The organism is Aeromonas sp. TS_SC_11, from assembly GCF_057318915.1.
In genome coordinates, this window is the sequence record NZ_CM170470.1 from 463,962 (window position 1) to 478,043 (window position 14,082).

Annotated in this window: 14 protein-coding genes; 10 read left to right on the plus strand and 4 right to left on the minus strand. The window is 55.9% G+C overall.

The window, feature by feature from the left end; all coding sequences use genetic code 11:
- Positions 1-40 precede the first annotated feature (40 nt).
- The 3 genes from AC1P02_RS02120 to AC1P02_RS02130 all read right to left on the minus strand — a co-directional run bounded on the left by AC1P02_RS02120 (position 41) and on the right by AC1P02_RS02130 (position 1,851).
- Positions 41-247 carry a PspC domain-containing protein gene (locus tag AC1P02_RS02120; protein ID WP_413162760.1) on the minus strand — a complete coding sequence of 69 codons (207 nt, stop codon included), beginning with the start codon at positions 245-247 and terminating at the stop codon, positions 41-43.
- 2 nt (positions 248-249) lie between these two features.
- The gene (gene pspA, locus AC1P02_RS02125; RefSeq protein ID WP_021139707.1) at positions 250-912 is read right to left on the minus strand and encodes a phage shock protein PspA; all 663 of its coding nucleotides are present in this window, start codon (positions 910-912) and stop codon (positions 250-252) included.
- 210 nt (positions 913-1,122) lie between these two features.
- Positions 1,123-1,851 (minus strand): 1-acylglycerol-3-phosphate O-acyltransferase, encoded by a 729-nt coding sequence (locus tag AC1P02_RS02130; protein ID WP_005313847.1) that lies wholly within the window; start codon positions 1,849-1,851, stop codon positions 1,123-1,125.
- Between the two features lie 176 nt (positions 1,852-2,027).
- Between AC1P02_RS02130 and AC1P02_RS02135 the strand changes: the two genes are divergently transcribed.
- The 10 genes from AC1P02_RS02135 (at position 2,028) to AC1P02_RS02180 (ending at position 11,756) form a co-directional block, all read left to right on the plus strand.
- Entirely contained in the window at positions 2,028-2,405 is a 378-nt protein-coding gene (locus tag AC1P02_RS02135; RefSeq protein WP_059168844.1) for a hypothetical protein, read from the plus strand.
- 50 nt (positions 2,406-2,455) lie between these two features.
- Entirely contained in the window at positions 2,456-4,498 is a 2,043-nt protein-coding gene (locus AC1P02_RS02140; RefSeq protein WP_485183870.1) for a protein-disulfide reductase DsbD family protein, read from the plus strand.
- Positions 4,495-5,226 carry a DsbA family protein gene (locus tag AC1P02_RS02145; protein WP_087756580.1) on the plus strand — a complete coding sequence of 244 codons (732 nt, stop codon included), beginning with the start codon at positions 4,495-4,497 and terminating at the stop codon, positions 5,224-5,226. Before AC1P02_RS02140 ends, AC1P02_RS02145 begins: the two co-directional genes overlap by 4 nt.
- Before the next feature lie 2 nt (positions 5,227-5,228).
- Positions 5,229-5,753, plus strand: coding sequence for a protein disulfide oxidoreductase (locus AC1P02_RS02150; RefSeq protein WP_265433560.1), 525 nt, complete (start codon positions 5,229-5,231; stop codon positions 5,751-5,753).
- A gap of 254 nt (positions 5,754-6,007) precedes the next feature.
- Complete coding sequence (gene atcJ / locus AC1P02_RS02155) at positions 6,008-6,292, plus strand: cold adaptation protein ActJcold adaptation protein ActJ (protein ID WP_005313867.1); 285 nt, start codon at positions 6,008-6,010, stop codon at positions 6,290-6,292.
- A 6-nt stretch (positions 6,293-6,298) separates the two neighbouring features.
- The gene (atcA, locus tag AC1P02_RS02160) at positions 6,299-6,829 is read left to right on the plus strand and encodes a cold adaptation protein AtcA (RefSeq protein WP_485183873.1); all 531 of its coding nucleotides are present in this window, start codon (positions 6,299-6,301) and stop codon (positions 6,827-6,829) included.
- Positions 6,830-6,842: 13 nt separating this feature from the next.
- On the plus strand, positions 6,843-7,604 hold the full coding sequence (gene atcB / locus AC1P02_RS02165; protein WP_005313872.1) for a cold adaptation protein AtcB: 762 nt from the start codon (positions 6,843-6,845) through the stop codon (positions 7,602-7,604).
- Between the two features lie 11 nt (positions 7,605-7,615).
- Positions 7,616-8,521, plus strand: a complete 906-nt coding sequence (gene atcC / locus AC1P02_RS02170; RefSeq protein ID WP_290043330.1) for a cold adaptation protein AtcC — start codon at positions 7,616-7,618, stop codon at positions 8,519-8,521.
- Between the two features lie 700 nt (positions 8,522-9,221).
- Complete coding sequence (locus AC1P02_RS02175) at positions 9,222-9,839, plus strand: hypothetical protein (RefSeq protein ID WP_485183875.1); 618 nt, start codon at positions 9,222-9,224, stop codon at positions 9,837-9,839.
- A gap of 435 nt (positions 9,840-10,274) precedes the next feature.
- Positions 10,275-11,756 (plus strand): hypothetical protein, encoded by a 1,482-nt coding sequence (locus AC1P02_RS02180; RefSeq protein ID WP_485183877.1) that lies wholly within the window; start codon positions 10,275-10,277, stop codon positions 11,754-11,756.
- On the opposite strand, the gene parC is transcribed toward AC1P02_RS02180, so the two are convergent.
- A complete protein-coding gene (gene parC, locus AC1P02_RS02185; protein ID WP_485183879.1) occupies positions 11,744-14,035 on the minus strand; it encodes a DNA topoisomerase IV subunit A in 2,292 nt (763 codons plus the stop codon). The two genes, AC1P02_RS02180 and parC, sit on opposite strands and share 13 nt — an antisense overlap.
- Positions 14,036-14,082: the final 47 nt, after the last annotated feature.

Here is a 14,082-nt window from a genome sequence, read left to right on the forward strand (position 1 = left end):
CTCCTCACAGGCTTCTCTTGCTGGCTGAATGACCCCGGGGTCAGTCCAGCCAACGCTTCAATTCACGACGGGGCGGCATGATCAGCACCGCCAGCAGATAGGCGGCCAGGGTCAGCGGCGGCATCAGGATCAGGGCGATCAGCGCCACTATCCGTACCGTCACCCTGGAGAACCCCAGCCGGCTGGCGATACCGGCGCAGACCCCGGTCAACTTGCGATGGGCAAGGTCTTTCGGCCAGGGCGTCATGATTATGCCTCCACCTTCTGACCCTTCAGACGGGCCAGCTCGCGTTCAATCTCGTCATTGAGTTCCAGCTCGCGGAACTGGGCCTCCAGCGAGGGATTCTGCCCCAGAGTCGCCGCCTCCAGCTGGGCTTCCAGCTGATCGACCCGCCCCTGAAAACCGTCAAAACGGGCCATCAGCTCATGCATGCGCTGATTGTCGACCTGAGCACGGGCACGGATGCGACTGTGGGCTGTCTGCTCCCGCAGGGTCAGCATCTTTTGCTTCTCGCGGGCCTCGCTCAGCTTGGCCGCCAGTCGCTCGCTGTCGGCGGTGAGCTGGGCCAGCACCTCGGCCACACGGGCCTTGTCCTGCTCCAGTTGCTCGCACTTTTTGACCTCGGCCAGCTTCTCTGTGAGAGCGGCCCGGGCCAGATCCTCACGTCCCTTCTGGATGGCGAGCTCGGCCTTGGCCGACCACTCCAGGATCTGGTGTTGCAACGCCTGCTGGTGACGCTCCAGCTGCTTCTGCTCGGCGATGACGCGGGCGGCCTGAGTTCTCATCTCGACCTGCACCTGCTCCATCTCTTCGATCATCAACCGCAGCATCTTCTCCGGCTCTTCACTCTTGTCGAGCAGGCTGTGTAGGTTGGCATTGATCACGTCGGTCAGGCGGCTGAATACGCTCATGGTCTGGCTCCTTGTTCATTGGGATGGCTATCTCTTCCCATAGCATTACAAGAGCCGTGCCAAAATAATTTATTGTTGTTTTACATATAGATATGGATTTCATGCTGAAGTTCAAGATGAGAGAGTTGGTTAAAATAACCAATAAAGTGGTGATTTTAACCAACAAAAAAGGGAGCCAGCGGCTCCCTCTATGTCGTCTTCCGTTCAGATTCAGACGGCCTGATGACGACCCAGCTTGCTGTCCAGTTCGACCAGCTTGCTTTCCATCGCTGCACGGCAGGTATCGGACAGATCTCGAATGCCGGCAGCGCCGTGCTCCTTGCTGCACAGCGGAGCCATCACCTCGACCAGCACTTCACCATTGTCCCAGCGGTTCAGGTCAACCTGACCGAAGTAGCTGGAGCAGACGATGGGCACCACGGGCACCTCGGCCTGCACGGCGGTGTGGAAGGCGCCTGCCTTGAACGGCAGCAGGCCACGGCCCTTGGAACGAGTGCCTTCAGGGAACATCCAGATGGAGGTACCGTGATTCTTGATGCGATCCACCACCTGACCTATGGTGCCGATGGCACGAGAGCGGTTGGAGCGATCGATCAGCACGTTGCCGGAGAGCCAGAAGATAAGACCGAAGAAGGGTAGCCACAGCAGACTCTTCTTGCCCACAGCCACCACGCCCGGCATGACGGCACCGGTCACGGTGAAGATGTCGAAGTTGCTCTGGTGGTTGCAGACGTAAACCGCCGGGCCGAGCGACTTGATCTCGTCCGGTATGGTTACCTTGACCTTGAGCCCGAGCAGCGGGCAAACCGCATGGTACATGCGGGCGAAGACAAAGACGTTGTTGGGATGACGCGGACGCACCAGACAGAGCAACAGACCGAACACGAACCAGAAGACGAGCAGCAGGGTTAGCAGCAGCACACGGGCAAGTTTGAGCATCGAACACCTCGGATTTTAACTCGGCGCAGTATACTGATCCCCCTTTTAGCGAACAAGCGTTCGCCAAACAGAACTGACCCCCCCGCATCGCACATATGGTCGTATCGAATCCTGCTGACTTGCCCCTGACATTATTGATCGATAGGATATGCACCATTCAACAGGGTAGGGCGAGCATGATTTTGCGACAACGCGTGGCGACAAGACTCCTGCTGCTGGTCTGCATTCTGGTGCTCAACTGTGCGGCCCAGCCGCTGGCCCGGCTGGCTCAGCTCGATCAGGCCCTGAGTTGCCAGATGCTGCCTGTCCCATCTTCCGGCGCCGAAGCCGACGATGCCCAAACCGCGACACCCCAGCCGAGCAGTTGCCAGCTCAACGGCAAGTGGCTCAGTGCCGCTACCCTGCTCTGCGTCGAACAGATCTTCTTTGCCATCGCCTTCGTGATTGCCCTGCTGGCGCCGCTGTCGCGCCGCTCCCCCGCCTTGCCCCCACCCAGAAACATATCTCCGCCTGAACGGCGACTTCATCTTACTCTCTGTGTCTGGCGAGAATGAGTTAGCCGCGGTTTACACCACCCTAACTTTCATTTTCAAGAGACAAAAAAATGTCAAACATCATCAAGACCGCCCTGTTGATGGGCGGCCTGCTGTGGCAATCCATGGGATTGGCCAGCGATACCGGCTGGCTTGCCAGCCCCCAGAACGATCACGCCAAAGTGCGGCTGCAAGCGGATACCCGAGATCCCGCCCAAACTCGCATGCTGCTGAGCCTGGAGCTCGAGTCCGGCTGGAAGACCTATTGGCAAAACCCGGGGGAAGGCGGCATTGCCCCTGAAATCTTCTGGGATGCCCCTCAAGCCACCCAGCAGTGGCACTGGCCCGTGCCGGAGCGATTTGACGTCAGTGGTATCTCGACCCAGGGCTATCAGAAGACCGTCAGCCTCCCCATCACGCTTGCCCACAGCAGCAGCGATGCGCTGACTGGCACCCTGCGCCTCTCGACTTGCAGCAATGTCTGCATTCTGACCGACTACCCTTTTACCCTTGCGCTGGATGGCTCTGCGCCGAAAGGGTTCGACTTTGCCTACGCCCAGGCGATGAGCAAGCTGCCACAAACCCTGCCGGATACCGTCATTCTCAAAGCGGGTTATCAGCAAAACCAGCTGCAGCTGACCGCCGACAACCCGCAAGGCTGGCAGGATCCCCAGATTTTCCTCCAGAAGCTGGAGGGCGCCGAATTTGGCAAACCCGAGCTGGAGGTGCAAGGCAACACCCTTATCGCCCGTATTCCGGTCAGCGATGGCTGGCAAGGCGATGCGCCCGACATCCGTAACCAGCAACTCGGGTTTGTGCTGAGCAGTGGTGAACAGGCCTGGCAGAGTGACGCCAGCATAGGTGACCCGCTGACCCTGCCCCAGAGCGCTCACTCCCTTGTCTGGTTGCTGGGCGCAGCCCTGCTGGGTGGCCTTATCCTCAATCTGATGCCCTGCGTGCTGCCGGTGCTGGCGCTCAAGCTGGGATCTGTGTTGCAACTGGAAACCCGCGAGCGCCGTCCGGTTCGCCTGCAATTCCTGGCGGCCAGTGCCGGCATCCTGGTCTCCTTCTGGGCGCTGGCACTCATGAGCACACTGCTGCGCGCCACCCAGGGAGCGGTCGGCTGGGGTATCCAGTTCCAGAGCGTCTGGTTTATCGGCTTTATGGTGGTGGTCACCCTGCTGTTTTGTGCCAACTTGCTGGGGCTGTTCGAGTTAAGGCTGCCAAGCAACCTCAATACCCGTCTCGCCACCACGGGCGGCAACGGCCTGGGCGGTCACTTCCTGCAAGGGTGCTTTGCCACCCTGCTGGCAACCCCCTGCTCCGCCCCCTTCCTCGGCACAGCGGTCGCCTTTGCGCTCGGGGCCCCCCTGGGTCAACTCTGGCTCATCTTCACCGCGCTTGGCCTTGGCATGAGCCTGCCCTGGCTGCTGATCGCCGCCTTCCCCCGCCTTGCGCTCTGGCTGCCGAAGCCGGGCCGCTGGATGGGCCGCCTGCGCATCCTGCTCGGTCTGATGATGCTGGGCTCCAGCCTCTGGCTGCTCAGCCTGCTCGGCAACCATATCGGTCAATTCTGGATGCTGATCCTGATGGCGCTGATGCTGGCTGCCCTGCTGCTGGCCGTGGTGTGGCGCCATGGCATTCGGGGTGTGACCCTGGGACTGGCCCTCACCTGTCTACTGGGTGGAGCCCTGCTGCTGGGCGGCGCCTTTACGATGGAAGGAAAACCCCAGCGAGATACCGTCAACTGGCAGCCGCTCTCTGAGCAAGCCATTGCGGATGCTCTGGCGCAGAACAAGCGGGTTTTTGTCGATGTCACTGCCGACTGGTGCATTACCTGTAAAGCCAACAAATTCAACGTGCTGCTGCGAGATGATGTGCAAAAAGCCCTGAGCGCCCCCGATGTGGTGGCCCTGCGCGGGGACTGGAGCCGTCCCTCCGCCAGCATCGCTGATTTCTTGCGCCAGCGCGGCAGCGTGGCCATTCCCTTCAACCAGATTTATGGGCCGGGCCTGCAGGGGGGCGAGATCCTCTCCCCCCTGCTGGACCGACCGACTCTGCTTGGCACCCTGAAGCAAGCAGCCATAGCCCCTTCTCAAGGAGACACCAAATGAAATCGACCCTGCTCACCCTGACCCTGCTGGGCACCCTGCTGACCCCGGCCCTGCACGCAGCCCCCTTCACCCCGGAGCAGGAGTCCCGCATCAAGGAGTTGATCCGCGAGACCCTGGTGGCCAACCCCAAAATCCTCGATGAGGTGGCTGATGCCTGGGAGAAACAGAATGCGGCGGATCAGGCCAGCCAGCTTGGCAACTTCATCAAGGGCAACCAGGAGGTGCTGTTCAACAGCGCTACCAGCCCGCGCCTGGGCGCCAAAAACCCCAAGCTGACCCTGGTGTCGTTCACCGACTACAACTGCCCCTTCTGCAAACAGTTCGATCCCCATCTGGCCAGGCTGCTGAAGGCCTACCCAAATGATGTCGGGCTGGTGATCAAGCTGTTGCCGTTCAAGGGGCAGACCTCTGCCAAGGCGGCCCAATACAGCCTGACCCTGTGGCAGCAGGACCCAGCCCGCTTTCTTGCCCTGCACGACAAGCTGATGAGCAAGCAGGGCATGCTGACCGAGGCGGATATCAACAAGGCGCTGGCGGCCACCGGCAACACTGCGCTCAAACCCGAAGCCAGGGCCACCGAGGAGCTGCGCAACAGCCTTCGCATCGGCACGCTGCTGGGAGTGCAAGGGACACCGGCCACATTGATCGGCAACCAGCTGGTGTCGGGCGCCATCCCCTATGAAGAGCTTGAGCAAATCGTGAAAGCCGAACTGGCCAGGAAGGGGTAACCATGGAAGCCAAACCATCCCTCCCCCATCGCCTGCGACGCTGGGGCAAAGAGGCACTCTGGCTGCTGCTGTTTGGCGTGGTCATTTCGACGGCGCTGGACTTCTGGCGCAGCCCGGCGCTGCCAGAAGGCAACCCTCTGCCCACCCTCACCCTGCAAGATGGCACTACCGCCGACCTGCAGGCCATGAGCCGGGAAAGGCCGCTGCTGGTCTACTACTGGGCCAGCTGGTGCGCCGTCTGCCGCTTCACCACACCGACGGTGGAGCAGCTCTGGCAGGACGGTGAAAACGTGCTGACAGTGGCACTGCGCTCCGGCAACACGCAGCAGTTGAGCAAGGGGATGGGCAAGAAGGGGCTGACCTTCCCGACCCATAACGATGAGCGAGGGGACCTCGCCGCCCGTTGGCAGGTGAGCGTCACCCCCAGCTTCCTCATCGTCAAGGACGGCAAGGTGGTGAGTACCACCACAGGCTGGAGTTCGGGTCTGGGGCTGAAATTGCGCCTGGCCTGGGCCAGCCTTCAGTAACCTCTGTGACAACGCCCGGCCTGCCGGGCGTTTTTTCAACCGCCATCACACATGCCCCACCCTCTTCTTGCCAAAATGGCAGCGATTGGAGCTTTGCTCGCATTAGCAACTTGCTTGCCATATCGCCTCCTATTCATGGCGGAGCTGGCCTGTTTCCGTTAAAATGACGGGTTTTTGCCGTGCCTGGTTTCTCAAGCTCCACCATCAGGCGCCCGCATTATGAATTCCAAGATGCCAGTGATGCAGGATCTGCCATGAACAACTACTTTCGGGTACTGGGCGTCAAGTCCAATGCCAGCGAAAACGACATCAAAAAAGCCTATCGACGGCTGTCGAACCAGTACCACCCAGACAAGCTGTTGGGGGCGAGCGAAGAAGAGCGAGAGCTGGCAGCCATCAAGCTGCACCAGGTAAAGCAGGCCTATGAAGTGCTGTCAGACCCGAAACAGCGGGCCGCTTTCATCAAGGATTTCAACAACGTCATCGTGACCGATCCCGCTTCTGCCATGCAGGAGATGTGGGACCAATTTTACCCCTGAGGCGCTATGCAGAAAAAATGGGACCAGGCGCGGATTAAAGCGCTGATGAGTGATGCCAGTGAGAACATCGAATCCTACCGGGATCAGGACGACCCCAAGGCGCTGGAACAATTCACCGGCAAGATGAAGACACTGCTGCTGGCTGACATGAGCATGCTGGAATTCATGCCCGAATACCTGCCGCTGGCCCTCTATGGCCGGGTGCAGTTCCCGGCCAAGGCCAAGCCCGAGTGGAACAAGTGGCTCGGCAGCGGCGTACAACCCTCATGGGACGAATTCAAGGTGTCGGTGGCGTTCAACAATGCCGACCTGCCGCTGGTGAAAACGGTACGGGCCCAGAGCGAAGATCAGCTGATCGAAGCCTGCGCCGTGCTGTTCCAGCTGGACAACCCGCTGCCGCGCGGTGGCCGCCGTGCCGATGACGACTATGAGCTGCGTGACGACGACGATGACGACGGGGAAAACGCTGACGCCGACTACAACGGTGATGGTGACGACGACGGCGATCAAGACATGTACGACGAAGTACGTTTCTAACTTGGGGCAAAGCATGCACAGTCTGATAGAAATTACCGCCATCGAGATCAAAGAGCTGGCAGTGATCGAGCCGAAACAGGCCAGCGAGAAGTTCGAACTGATCGCCAAGACAATGTCTGACGATCAGTTGGCCGAAGTCATTGAACAGATTGATATCGTCACCCTGACCCAGATCAACGGCCAGCACGACATGTCGTTCCCGTCCATCATCTCCGAGCTGATGACCCCGGAGCGGATCCGCGACATCGTCTGCCAGCAGCCCCTCTACTGGGAAGAGGCGATCAAGAACAACGCCGAAGAGCTGCAGCAGCACACCTTCGACTTCCTCAACTACCTGATCCGCACCCAGGACAGCGACGCCAAGCAGGCGGAGATCCTGGAGTGCATCGCCGAGGATCCGGCCGGTCTCTTCTACCTCGCCATCCCCTTCATCGAGTTCTATCGCGGTGAGCGCTTCGAGGATGAAGAGGGCTTCCACGACACGCTGCACGCCGAAGAGGAAGACTTGGAAGAGGCACTCTCCTACAGCGACCGCCAGCAGAGCGAAAATGCCCACGACTACCCGCTGGATGACCCGCGCAGCCTCTTGATGCTGATCCGCGAGCTGACCCCGGACGTGGAAAAAGCCATCAAGGCACTGCTGCGCAATGAGCACTCATCATGGGAAGGGATCATCAGCAAGTTCGCCAGCGAGCTGGTGATGCAGGCCAAAGATAAGAACGATGCCTCCGACGAGTACGCCGAAGTCGACGACATGTTCAGCTTCCTGGATTGAGGAACCCCGTCATGCAACTAGCCATACGCGATGTCAATCAGGGCCCCTTTCTCACTCAGGTGCTGCGCTTTGGCCGCGAGAGCGAACACTTGAGCGATCAGCAGCTGGGCCAGATCAAGGGCAAGGCGGTGCTGATGAGCCTAAAGTTCGCCGACAAGTACTACAACAAGTACAAGATGCATCTGCTGGAACAGGCCGCCCACGACGTCATCGGCGTGGTCAGCCTGGGTCTGCTGGAGCTGTCGCAACGGGATACCGCCAAGGCGCTGGCCCTGCTGCAGGCGCCGGAGGGGCCCATCAAGCCGTTCCAGAAGGGCTGGTCCATGCTGATCTCGGTCAGCGCCCAGCAGCCAGGTGGCAACAGCCTCTATGGGGATGTGGATGCGCGGCTCTTGGACAAGATCTCCAGCCCGCCGGATGTGGAGGAGTGGCAAGGCTGGCAGGAGTACGAGAAGGCGCTGGTGGAGCATAACAAGGCCCGCCTGATGAGCCTGATCGATCAGCACTTCTTCGCCTGCGAGAACGACCACCCCACCATGGAGGACAAGCTGGCCGAAGCCCTGCTCTACCGCATCCTCTGCGGCAATGGCAGCGGCGCCGCCAAACTGAAGGTAAAGCAGGATCTCAAGCGTCGTCTGGCACGGGAAATCGTGCTGCAAGAAGCTTGGTACGACACCGACTATCTGGCCGCCCAGCTGGAGCTGCTGCTGGCGGAGCTGCCGGGCGAACTGATCGCCGGTCTGCGTCAGGAACTCAGCAAGGGGTTTGTCCCCAACCTGCTGCACACCCTGGGCTTTGTGCGCCAGTACCAGTTGCTGCAACAAGAGAACGCCGAGCCGGAGAAGCTCGACAATTTCGAGATGCGCGCCGGTCTCAAGCACCCCCTGCTCGGCTGGCCGCTCTACCACGACTTCTAGGGGGCGTTTTCGCTACCCACCCTGTCGCACCACAACGCCCGGCCCGCCGGGCGTTGTTATATCCGGCGATGAGCACATCCCCTCACCCTAGCCCTATCCCAAGGGGAGAGGGCACAAGTGCCTGCCAACCTCGGGCCATGGTGGTCATGCCATCACAGCCGCAGCCATCGACTTCCAGCTTCAAGCCACAGCAAGTAGGGTGCAATAAGCGCAGCGCATTGCACCGGCAACCTCGCGGGGTCTATCACGGTGCAATTCACCTTGTTCATTGCACCCTACGGTTACCTCCCCTCACCCAGCCCTCTCCCAAAGGGAGAGGGGACAAGTGCATGTCAACCTTTGGCCGTAGCTGTCACGCCATTCCACAATCGCTGCGATCTGGGCTCCCTTCTCCCCTGGTCGGGGATGAGGGGGAGCAAGCCACAGCGCGTTGAATCAAGCAGGGGCGCGTAGGGTCGATTAGCGAAGCGTAATCGTCCGCACCGCAATCTCGGTGGCTATGGACATAGAGAAGAGATCAGCTGGAGCACCAGCAGAATTGCGGCAACCTGTTTTCGAGGTCGTCTGATTACGCTTCGCTAATCAGACCTACGGCCCTGGCATTAATAAATTTGATTCAAGCTATTGAGTTCTATGGACTCAACATTAACATACACTCTTGCTTCATCTAATGAACTGCGATTCACATAGAGAAAAGGGAATGGAAATGAATGTATTGCCTTCGCCACCAACAGACAATTTATATAAATTCTCTGCTATATCCGGGCTTTTGATACTGCTATTAAGCATTACTGGATTTGTTTATTTAACATTCTTGCTATCTAATTACGATAAAGCAACAGACCTGTACCTTCAATCAAATAAGGCTGATGTTAGCATAAGAGAAATAAACTGCAGGATAGATGCAATAAAACATGGGCATATAGAGAAATGTCCATATAGGGAAATAAAAAGAGAATCATTGGAGGATGAACTTAATATATTGCTGGCTATAAAGAGAAGTGATGAGAGTGTTATCGCAGAATACAAGAGGTACAGTGAGCTATCTCAACCTTTAAAAGAAAATTTCGAGTGGATATTTAATACTGGAGTGTTTTGGCTTATTTTAATCACACCATCGTCCGCAACAATACTATTCGTTTTTGGTTTATCTAGATGGTATAAAAAAGTACAAGTACCAATGAACGAATTAACTTATCTAAATTTAAAGATAAGGACATTAGAATTGGCTAAGTTAGAGCTTGAAGTAATACAATTAAAAAACAACTCAAGGTCAAACTTTAAACATCGCAAGATAAGAGAAAATACACGACAATAATTAAATTAGTTTATACCCCCCCCCTCGGGAGGGGTGCTGGGAATGAGGGGGCGCAAAATGGAATTAGCAACCACATTACGGCAACTGATATTCGCAAATATCTTATTACGCTTTGCTAATCAGACCTACGGCCCTTCCTTCTCCCACTCTTTGCCATAAACAAGGAGAGAATGGCTGGGGATGAGGGGGCCGTAAAAAATAAAATTACCGACCACATTCAGGCAATATGTTTTCGCGAACGCCTGATTACGCTTCGCTAATCAAACCTACGACCATCGATGCCCATGCCATTTCCTAGCATGGAATTTAGTAGATTTCTGTCAAAATAAAAAACCATCTAACCATGACAATTCAATAAAAATTTGATGCAATTTAACCGAGTAAGGGTACCATATACTATAAAATAAACTTGACCATTTAAACTCAAGGATAAAAATGACTAAAAAAATAGAATACTTATCCCACGCGAAACGTTTTTTACAGTTTTTGATTGATGATATGGGTGAGGGAAATTGGCTCAAACGCAGAGAATCCCTTAGACATAAGATAGAACTATTTGAATCAAAAATATCTCCTAGCAATGGGCCGATAGAATTTCAAATGTTTCCAGCACCAGACAATGACATTATATGGTATATGTTCCTTGTAGACATTCAAGGAAAGGACTTATGTAGTGACCATAGCTTTGAAGCTCATAGAATATTACCTTTCTTTGCGTCAATAGGAGAGCGAATTGATAATTTCTCAGAAGTAAATGGTGTGACTCATATAATTAAAAAACTAACATCTGAAAACTCAAGTAACACTGATAAAATACTGTTTGAATTGCTAGTTGCGACTCTCTATTTAAGAAATGGATACAATATAGAATTTATAAAAGAAACTCCTCCTATAAAGCAGCCTGACATTAAAATTGTAACTGACGATGGGCGAGACTTTTACGTTGAATGTAAAAGAGTATCAAGAAAAGGAGAATATTCGAGTATTGAGGAATCAACGTGGGATTTTATTTGGAAAGAATTGAGTAAGACAATGTTATCCACCAATAAGAACTATTGGGTCGATATCACCTTTAAAAAAGAGCTGAGCGAGGTTTCTCCCAATAAAGTAATTGGTGCATTTAAAAGACTACACATTTCAGGATGTGGTCCTTCTGGAATGAAATTCTACTCTAGCAGTTTTGATATGGTTTTACATAGAGTGAATCAAGTCAAGCTGACTTCACATTTTGCCCAAAATCTAGTAAAACCACTAACACCACAAATACATGATTTAATTTTTGGTAATGTTGACGCCAACGAAAAAAGATCAACCGCCTGTCTCGCTAAAGAAATTGAACGGTATGGTAATCAAAACTCTGTATTAAATATTTTCATTGATAATTTAAAGCTGTGTGCTGGAGCCCAATGGCGATGCACTGACACACAATCGACCTTTAAAAGAGCGAAACACTTTAAATCCATTGCTGGGCGGGCAGCCCAACAAATCCCTCAAGAAGGCCTCGGGATAATCCATATTATATACGAAACAAACGAAGGGCCTAACGTAGAGATTAAAAGAAGGGAAAAAAATATATCGGCATTCAATGGATTTTCATCTAACAATACTATAGGGATATTTCTGCATGGAGTTCATTTTTATCCAATGACCGATCACTTTGAATGGGCTGAAACACTCAGCGAGTACTCTATTACAGAAAACTTACAAAGTATTATTTTTGAAAAACCATTGCTGTTAGATTTTGATATGCAAGGAGAAGCAGGAATTACAGGGGAAACGCACTGGGAACAAGACATTAAGAATAGAGTTTTTTTCAAAATTAATAACTCAGTATTTTGTACTGGATATTACAATATGCTTTTTATATTAAAAGGGAGCGCATTATTACGCTCCCTTCTTATTAATTACCCTTCCTGACTTTCCTCAGCAACCGGCTCAGCACCGGCTGCGGGTTCAATCTCGATACGATCTACTCGCTGCAAACCACGGGGCAGCTTGGCGCCACGGCGGCCGCGCTCGCCGCGGTAGTAGTCGAGATCGGCAGGTTTGAGAGTCAGCTTGCGCTTGCCCGCAAACAGGGTGACATATTGCCCCTGCGGGATAATGGCGGCCATTACCATAAACTCTTCCCGCGCCTTCACGCGAGCCGACGGTATGCTGATGAGCTTGTTGCCCTTGCCCTTGCCGAGCACCGGCAAGGTGTTGAGCGGGAACAGCAGCATACGCCCTTCGTTGGAGATGGCCATGCAAAGATCGGTCTCTGGCGAGCCAATCTTCTGGGGTGCCATCACCAGGCCCCCTTCCGGCACTGTCAGCAGCGCCTTGCCGTTCTTGTTCTTGCCGATGAGATCGTCATAGGTGCAGACGAAGCCGTAACCGGCATCCGAACAAATCAGATAAGGTTCCCCCTCATTGCCCATCACCAGATGGCGCACCTCTTCTCCCGGTCCTAGCGCGAAGCGGCCGGTGAGTGGTTCGCCCTGACTGCGGGCAGATGGCAGTGTGTGGGCTTCCAGTGCATAGGTGCGCCCCAGGGTGGAGAGGAACACCGCCTGCTGGTTGCTGCGACCGCAGGCGTGGGCAAGATAGCCATCCCCCGCCTTGTAGGAGAGCCCCGCCACGTCCACGTCGTGGCCCTTGGCGGCACGCACCCAACCCTTGTCAGATAGGATGACGGTGACCGGCTCGCTCGGGGTCAGCTCTTTCTCGGTCAGGGCTACCGCGCTGGCACGCTCCACCAACGGGGTGCGGCGATCGTCGCCGTACTTCTCGGCATCCGCCAGCAGCTCTTTCTTGAGCAGGGTGTTGAGGCGGCGCTCGGAGCCCAGCAGCAGTTCGAGCTTGTCGCGCTCTATGGCCAGTTCGTCCTGCTCGGCACGCAGCTTGAACTCTTCCAGCTTGGCCAGATGGCGCAGTTTGAGCTCGAGGATAGCCTCGGCCTGGGTCTCGCTGATGTTGAAACGCTCCACCATCACCTTGCCCGGCTCATCCTCGGTACGGATGATCTCAATCACCTCGTCGATGTTGAGGTAGGCCACTAGCAAGCCTTCGAGGATGTGCAGGCGAGCCAGCACCTTGTCGAGGCGATACTGCAGGCGACGGCGCACCGTCTCGCGGCGGAAAATGATCCACTCGGAGAGGATCATCTTGAGGGTTTTCACCTGGGGACGGTTGTCCAGCCCCAGTATGTTGAGGTTGACGCGATAGTTCTTCTCCAGATCCGTGGTGGCGAACAGGTGGGCCATCAGCGCCTCCATGTCCACCCGGTTGGAGCGGGGAATGATCACCAGACGGGTCGGGTTCTCGTGGTCCGATTCGTCCCGCAGGTCGGTGACCATGGGCAGCTTCTTGGCCACCATCTGGGCGGCGATCTGCTCCATGATCTTGGCGCCGGAGGCCTGATGGGGCAGCGCAGTGATGACGATGTCGCCATCCTCCTCGTTCCACACAGCACGCTGCTTGATGGAGCCCTTGCCGGTTTCGTAGATTTTGCGGATGTCATCGCGCGGCGTGATGATCTCGGCGCTGGTCGGGTAGTCCGGCCCCTGAATGTGCGCCATCAGCGCATCCAGCCCGGCATTGGGGTTGTCGAGCAGCTCGGCGCAGGCGTAGGCCACTTCCCGCGCGTTGTGGGGCGGAATGTCGGTCGCCATGCCCACGGCTATGCCTGTGATGCCGTTGAGCAGTATGTGAGGCAGGCGGGCGGGCAGCACTACCGGCTCTTTCATGGTGCCGTCGAAGTTCGGCGTCCAGTCCACAGTGCCCTGGCCGAGCTCGGAGAGCAGCAGCTCGGAGAAGCGCGACAGCCGCGCCTCGGTATAACGCATGGCGGCGAAGGACTTGGGATCGTCCGGCGCACCCCAGTTGCCCTGACCGTCCACCAGCGGGTAGCGGTAGGAGAAGGGCTGGGCCATCAGCACCATGGCTTCATAACAGGCGCTGTCGCCGTGAGGGTGGTATTTACCCAGCACGTCACCCACGGTACGGGCGGATTTCTTGTGCTTGGAGAGGGCCGACAGACCCAGCTCGCTCATGGCGTAGATGATGCGCCGCTGCACGGGTTTGAGGCCATCGCCGATGTGCGGCAGGGCCCGGTCCATGATGACGTACATGGAGTAGTTCAAGTAAGCCTGTTCGGTAAAGGTGCGCATTGGCTGGCGCTCTACCCCGTCCAGACTGAGCTCTAGATCGCTCATAGATTTGTTCTCTTTCGGTTATAGAGTCGGTTGGCGCTCTACTTCAT